8 protein-coding genes are annotated in these 6,570 nt (G+C 54.1%); 3 read left to right on the plus strand and 5 right to left on the minus strand.

Annotated elements, in window-relative coordinates; all coding sequences use genetic code 11:
* Together JKK62_RS09430 and JKK62_RS09435 are read left to right on the plus strand one after the other, a co-directional pair.
* Nucleotides 1-476, plus strand: a 476-nt coding sequence (locus JKK62_RS09430) for a thiamine pyrophosphate-dependent enzyme (protein WP_243411808.1), incomplete at its 5' end; no start/stop codon positions are given.
* A 170-nt stretch (nt 477-646) separates the two neighbouring features.
* Nucleotides 647-1,372: an NAD-dependent protein deacylase gene (locus JKK62_RS09435; protein WP_201427676.1), complete on the plus strand. Its 726-nt coding sequence runs from the start codon at nt 647-649 to the stop codon at nt 1,370-1,372.
* A 70-nt stretch (nt 1,373-1,442) separates the two neighbouring features.
* Here the strand turns inward: JKK62_RS09435 and upp are convergent, their stop codons facing one another.
* The 5 genes from upp to JKK62_RS09460 all read right to left on the minus strand — a co-directional run bounded on the left by upp (nt 1,443) and on the right by JKK62_RS09460 (nt 6,086).
* Nucleotides 1,443-2,069: a uracil phosphoribosyltransferase gene (gene upp / locus JKK62_RS09440; RefSeq protein ID WP_201427677.1), complete on the minus strand. Its 627-nt coding sequence runs from the start codon at nt 2,067-2,069 to the stop codon at nt 1,443-1,445.
* Between the two features lie 2 nt (nt 2,070-2,071).
* Nucleotides 2,072-3,421: a UDP-N-acetylmuramoyl-tripeptide--D-alanyl-D-alanine ligase gene (locus JKK62_RS09445; RefSeq protein WP_201427678.1), complete on the minus strand. Its 1,350-nt coding sequence runs from the start codon at nt 3,419-3,421 to the stop codon at nt 2,072-2,074.
* A gap of 9 nt (nt 3,422-3,430) precedes the next feature.
* On the minus strand, nt 3,431-4,474 hold the full coding sequence (locus JKK62_RS09450; protein WP_201427679.1) for a D-alanine--D-alanine ligase family protein: 1,044 nt from the start codon (nt 4,472-4,474) through the stop codon (nt 3,431-3,433).
* A 200-nt stretch (nt 4,475-4,674) separates the two neighbouring features.
* The gene (locus JKK62_RS09455; RefSeq protein ID WP_201427680.1) at nt 4,675-5,226 is read right to left on the minus strand and encodes a Fe-S-containing hydro-lyase; all 552 of its coding nucleotides are present in this window, start codon (nt 5,224-5,226) and stop codon (nt 4,675-4,677) included.
* 11 nt (nt 5,227-5,237) lie between these two features.
* Complete coding sequence (locus JKK62_RS09460) at nt 5,238-6,086, minus strand: fumarate hydratase (protein ID WP_201427681.1); 849 nt, start codon at nt 6,084-6,086, stop codon at nt 5,238-5,240.
* Between the two features lie 167 nt (nt 6,087-6,253).
* Here JKK62_RS09460 and JKK62_RS09465 point away from each other — a divergent pair.
* A partial coding sequence (locus JKK62_RS09465) for a response regulator (protein WP_201427682.1) occupies nt 6,254-6,570 on the plus strand: 317 nt, incomplete at its 3' end.

The following is a 6,570-nucleotide window of genomic DNA, read 5'->3' on the forward strand; positions in this document are numbered from 1 at the left end:
GTCAGCGCACTCTGCTCACCTCGGGCGGCATGGGCACCATGGGCTTCGGTATGGGCGCTTCGATCGGCGCGCAGATCGCGAATCCCGATAAGCGCGTATTCCTCTTTACGGGCGACGGCAGCTTCCACATGAACCTCAACGAGCTCGTCACCCTCAAGTCGTACAATCTGCCCGTCATCGTGCTCGTGATGAACAACTCCGTGCTCGGCATGGTAAGACAGTGGCAGAAGCTGTTTTACGGCAGCCGTTTCTCGCAGACCGACCCTCACAGGGCTACGGACTTCGTAAAGCTCGCCGAGGCGTTCGGCGTAACAGGAATGAGAGTCAAGCTTGACACCGAAATCGAGCCGGCTATCCGCAAGGCTATGGAGCTTAACGGCCCTGTAGTCATCGACTGCGTCATCAGCCCCGATGACAACGTTCTCCCGATGATTCCGCCCGGAAAGACTATCAACGAGATCGTAACCGAGATGTAAGCATCGCAGATGCTTTCTCCCGCCTTTTGAAAGGTTCATCTTTTCAAAACGTCATCAACGGCGGGGTCAAAAGAATAAATATTATTTTGCCGCCGAGAGTATTCCCGGCGGCTTTTGTTATGCGTATTGACAAGGCGATTTCAACGCGCTAAAATAAAAACAAAGGAGTGATGAAATTGGCAACTATAGAGCAGCTTCAAAAAGTTATCGACAACAGCAAAAGCATAGTTTTCTTCGGCGGAGCGGGAGTGAGTACCGAGAGCGGTATACCCGATTTCCGCAGCGTAGACGGACTTTATAATCAAAAATACGACTACCCTCCCGAGGAGATACTCAGCCACACCTTCTTCATGAAAAAGACGGAGGAATTTTACCGCTTTTACCGCGACAAGATGCTCTGTCTTGACAAGAAGCCCAACAAGGCACACCTCAAGCTTGCCGAGCTTGAGCGCGCAGGCAAGCTCTCAGCCGTCGTCACCCAGAATATTGACGGACTGCATCAGGCGGCGGGCAGCAGGCGCGTTTACGAGCTTCACGGAAGCGTGCTGAGAAATTACTGCCGCAACTGCCGCAAGTTCTACTCCGCGGAGTTTATCAAAAATTCAACCGGCGTGCCGACTTGTGAATGCGGAGGCATCATCAAGCCCGACGTCGTTCTCTACGAGGAGGGTCTGAGCGACAGCGTGGTAACAGGCGCGCTCAACGCTATACAGACCGCCGACACGCTCATCATCGCGGGCACAAGCCTGACGGTGTACCCGGCGGCGGGATTTATCCGCTATTTCAGGGGCGACACGGTCGTCCTTATCAACCGCGACTCAACTCCCTACGATTCTCAGGCGGACTTGGTATTCCGCGGCAAGGTCGGAGAAGTGTTGGGAGAGTTGAGAGTTTAGAGTTGAATTAAACTACCAACTACTAACTACCAACTAAAAAAGGCTCCCGTCGGGAGCCTTTTGCTATTCATCATATAGTGCCGAAGATTCTGTCGCCTGCGTCGCCGAGTCCGGGGCAGATGTACGCGTTCTCGTTGAGCTGACGGTCAAGACAGCCTACGTAGAGCTGAATGTCGGGGTGAGCCTTCATCAGAGCGCTTACGCCCTCGGGAGCCGCGATGATCGACATGAACTTGATCTTTCTGCCGCCGTGCTGCTTTATCATTGTGACGGCGTCAACAGCAGAGCCGCCTGTCGCGAGCATGGGGTCGACGACTACTATCTGTCTTTCATCGATGCTGTCGGGCAGCTTGCAGTAGTATTCATGAGGCTGATGTGTTTCGGGGTCGCGGTACAGACCGATGTGGCCTACCTTCGCAGAGGGAACAAGGGCGAGAATGCCGTTGACCATTCCCAGACCCGCGCGGAGAATCGGAACTACCGCGAGCTTTTTGCCGTCGATAACGGGCTGGATTGTGGTTTCGATCGGGGTCTTGACCTCGACGTCGGTGGTGGGCAGATCGGCGAGAGCCTCGTAGCCCATGAGCATCGCGATCTCCTCGATGATCTTGCGGAACTCGTTGGTGCCTGTGGTTTCCTTGCGGATAAGTGTGATTTTGTGCTTTATAAGCGGGTGGGTCATATAAGATACTGACATAATCAAAACTCCTTCAAAAATTCCGTTATTTTCTCAAACTGCATGGAGTGCGACGCCTTGACCAGCACCGTGTCGCCGCCTCTGAGCAGCTTGGGCAGGTCCTTGCAGAGCTTCTCTATGCTCTCATACCATAATCCGTCAGCGCCTTTTGCAAGCTCCCTCGCGAGCTCGCCGACGCAGAGCACGAGGTCAACGCCTTTTTCCCTCGCGTATTTTCCCGTGTTATAGTGCAGGGCAAGCTCCTCGCTGCCGAGCTCCTTCATGTCGCCGAGGATCGCGACCTTTCTGCCCTTGAGGTTGACAAGAGTGTCGATCGACGCCTGAACCGAGGTCGGGTTCGCGTTGTAGCAGTCGTCGATGATTTTGAACCTGCTAGTGTTTATAACATTCGCGCGGCTGCCGACGGTCTTGTACGCCTCAACTCCGCGGATAATCTCGTCGTCGGTCATTCCGAGCAGATTGCCCACAGCCGCTGCCGCGAGCGCGTTTGAAACCATATAGGTGCCGATCGCGGGAATGACAACGTGCAGCTTTTTGCCGTCAAAGCAGAGGTCGCAGCTCACGCCGCCCTCGCCGTTGTTTACTATGTTCTCGGCGTGGTAGGGGTTCTTCTCGCTGATGCCGAAGAACACGGGCGTTTTGCCGTTGACTTCACTGACGGTCGAGAGCTTGTCGTCGTCGCCGTTTAGTATGTACTCGGCGTTCTCTCTCGCGGACTTGAACATCTCGGTTTTTGCCTTGAGCACGCCGTCGCGGTCGCCGAGGTTCTCGAGGTGGCAGCAGCCGATTATCGTCAGCACACAGAAGGTCGGCTGAACCATATCGGTCAGGCGCGTCATTTCGCCGAAGCCGGAAATACCCATCTCAATGACCGCAGCCTCGGTATCCTCCGGCATAGCGAGCAGCGTCAGCGGTACGCCGAGCTCGTTGTTGAGGTTGCCCTGAGTTTTGTGAGTCTTGAATTTCTGCGAGAGCACGGCGTAGAGCATTTCCTTTGTCGAGGTCTTTCCTACGCTGCCCGAAACGCCGACGATCGGAATGTCGAACTTCTCGCGGTACGCTTTGCCGATTTTCTTGACAGCGTCAAGAGTTGAAGGAACGAGGATATACGGCTTATCAGCGTTTTCGGGAGCCTTCTCGCAGATAGCGCAGATAGCTCCGCTCTCGTAGCATTTATTGATAAAATCGTGACCGTCGACGCGTCCGCCCTTGATAGCGAGGAAGAGCGAGCCGTCCTTGATATTGCGGCTGTCGCGCTCGACCGAGGTGATGCACTCTGACTTCATCTCGTCGCTGCCGACGTATTTACCGCCGCACGCCGCGGCGATTTCACTTAGAGTAAAAGGCAACATAGCCCCACCTTATTTCTCGTATTTTTTCATTGAGATCTCGATGATCTGCTCGCAGAGATCGGCGTAGGAGATACCCTCGACCTTTGCCTCCTGGGGAAGCAGGCTTGTGGGAGTCATGCCGGGCAGTGTGTTCGCCTCAAGACAGTACGCTCTGCCGTCCTCGGTGAGAATGAAGTCGACTCTCGCGTAGCTCTCGAGATGAAGCGCGTTGTAGGTTGCGACTGCCGCGTCTCTGAGCGTCTTGTCCTCGTCGGGGGTGATGTCAGCCGGACAAACGTCGCGCGCGGCTCCCGCCTGATACTTTGTCTTGTAATCGTAGAAGCCCTCGTTGGGAATGATCTCGATCGGAGGAAGCGCCTTGCCGCCGAGCAGACCGACGGAAAACTCCCTGCCCTTGACGTATTCCTCAACGACGATCTCGTCCTCTCCGTAGCTGAACGCCTCGGCGACGGATTCCTTGTACTCGTCAGCGTTCTGAGCGATAGTGATGCCTACGCTCGAGCCGCCGGAGCAGGGCTTTACGACGCAGGGGAAGATATCCCACGCCATAGCGTCCTTGGCGGACTTGTAGATCTCGCCCTGAGGAGTGAGAATGTGCTTCTGGATAAGCACGCTCTTGGTGATGCCCTTGTTCATAGCCAGAGCCGAACCGAGGTACGGAGAGCCGGTGTACTTAAGACCGAGCAAATCGAGGGTCGCCTGGATCTGACCGTTTTCGCCTGCGCCGCCGTGGAGAGCGAGGAAGGTGATGTCTGCGTAGCTGCAGATGTCGATGACGTTCTCGCCGAGGTAGCGGTTCGACTTGTCGCGTCTTTCCTCGATGATCTCGTCAATATCGGAAATCGTATCGCCGACCTTTACGGAATCGGTGAAGCTGTAGTTTTGCTTGAACAGGGCGTAAACGTCGCAGATGTCGCACTCGTAGCCCTTGAAAACGTCGAGCAGCACAACCTCGTGACCCTTTTCCCTGAGCGCCGCCGCGACCAGAATGCCTGATGAAATGGACACGTCGCGTTCGGTGCTTGTGCCGCCTGCCAGAACGACTATTCTCATAATATATCCCTCCGAAGGTTTTTCTGTAAAGTTATTCACATTATATTATAATATTTTTCGGATTATAAATCAAGTGCCTTTTTTGAGCGGTTAGTGAGTGGCGGGTAAGCCCGCACCCGATTTATATTCGGAGCGGAGCGACCCATAATTGTCCATTGTCCATTGTCAATTGTCAATTGTCCACACTCCACACTCCAAACTCAACACTCTCTGTACTTGACCGGTTCTGTTTCGTAGACATTATTTCCCTCGCTGTCAATAGCGACTATGCACGGAAAGTCCTCTACGGTGTAGCGTCTTACCGCCTCTGTGCCTAAGTCCTCATAGCAGAGGAGCTCTTCTTTTTTGATGCTCTTGGCGATCAGCGCGGCGGCTCCGCCTATAGCGGCGAGGTAGACGCACTTGTTTCTGACTATCGCGTCGATAACGTCCCTGTTTCTCGCGCCCTTGCCTATCATGCCCTTGAGCCCGAGGTCGAGCAGAGCGGGAGTGTACTTGTCCATGCGGTAGCTCGAGGTCGGACCTGCGGGGCCTACGGCGTAGCCCGGCTTTGCAGGAGCGGGTCCTACGTAGTAAATCAGCTCGCCTTTTATGTCTACGGGCAGCGGCTCGCCCTTTTCTATCAGTTCAAACAGTCGCTTGTGAGCGGCGTCGCGTCCGGTGATAATGGTGCCCGTAAGCAGAACGCTGTCGCCCGCGTGTAAATCCGCGATTGCTTCATCGGTGATCGGAAGCGTTATTTTTTTTGTCATATTGTTGCTCCTTAAATCTCAACGCTCGCGTGTCTTGCGGCGTGGCAGCAGATGTTCACAGCTACGGGCATACCCGCGATATGCGTCGGTGAGGTCTCTATATTCACGCCGAGCGCGGTCGTGTTGCCGCCGAGTCCCGCGGGACCGAAGCCCATCTTGTTTATCTCGCCGAGAAGCTCGTCCTCGAGGGCTGAGTATCTCGGGTCGGGGTTTGAGGTATCTATCGCGCGGAAGGTCGCCTTTTTCGCAAGCTGCGCCGCTCTCTCAAAGGTGCCGCCGATTCCTACTCCCACGACGACGGGCGGACACGGGTTGGGCCCCGCTTTGAACACAGTGTCGAGAATGAACTTCTTCACGCCCTCAACGCCGTAGGACGGTGTGAGCATTTTTATCGCAGACATATTTTCGCTGCCGAAGCCCTTGCCGCCGGCGGTGATTTTTATCTTGTCGCCCTTGACGATCTTGGTGTGAATGATCGCGGGCGTGTTGTCCTTTGTGTTTACGCGGTCAAAAACCGGGTCGCTGACAACGCTCTTGCGCAGGCAGCCGTCACGGTACGCCTGACGTACGCCCTCGGTTACAGCCTCGTCAAAATCTCCGTCGACGCAGACCTTGTCGCCGTATTCAACAAAGAGCACAGCCATGCCCGTGTCCTGACAGAGAGGTATTTCCTCCTCGGCGGCAATCCGGTCGTTCTCGATGATCTGCGAGAGCACGTCCCTGCCTACGGGTGATTTCTCGCTGTCCCGCGCCTTCTCGAGCGCGCAGAGAATATCCTTCCCGATAAAATAATTGCAGTCCATAAAAAGCTTTTTCACAGCCGAGGTTATCTCCTCAGCGGAAACCGCGCGGAATTCCATTGTACCAGTCCTTTCAGAATACATAACCTTTTATATTATAAATTATTTTTCAAAGTATTTCAATACTGATAAATTTATGATATAATAGCCTTGTATATACATATTTCTGTCACATTTATGTGTTATAAAGAGGGCAGAACCCATTACAGCGAAAAGGAGAATAAAATATGCCGAAAATATTAGTTGTCGACGACGAGTTCCGCATTCGTCAGATTATCAGAAAATACGCCGAGTTCGAGGGCTACGAGGTAGCCGAGGCTGTCGACGGTATGCAGGCAATAGAGGTCTGCCGCAAAAATAAATACGACCTTATCATCATGGACGTTATGATGCCGGAGCTTGACGGTTTTTCAGCCTGCCGCGAGATCCGCAAGTTCTGTTCCTCGCCGATTATCATGCTTTCGGCGCGCGGCGAAGAATACGACAAGATTCACGGCTTTGAGCTGGGGTCTGACGACTATGTAGTCAAGCCCAGATCGGAAGA

This window comes from Ruminococcus difficilis (genome assembly GCF_016680995.1).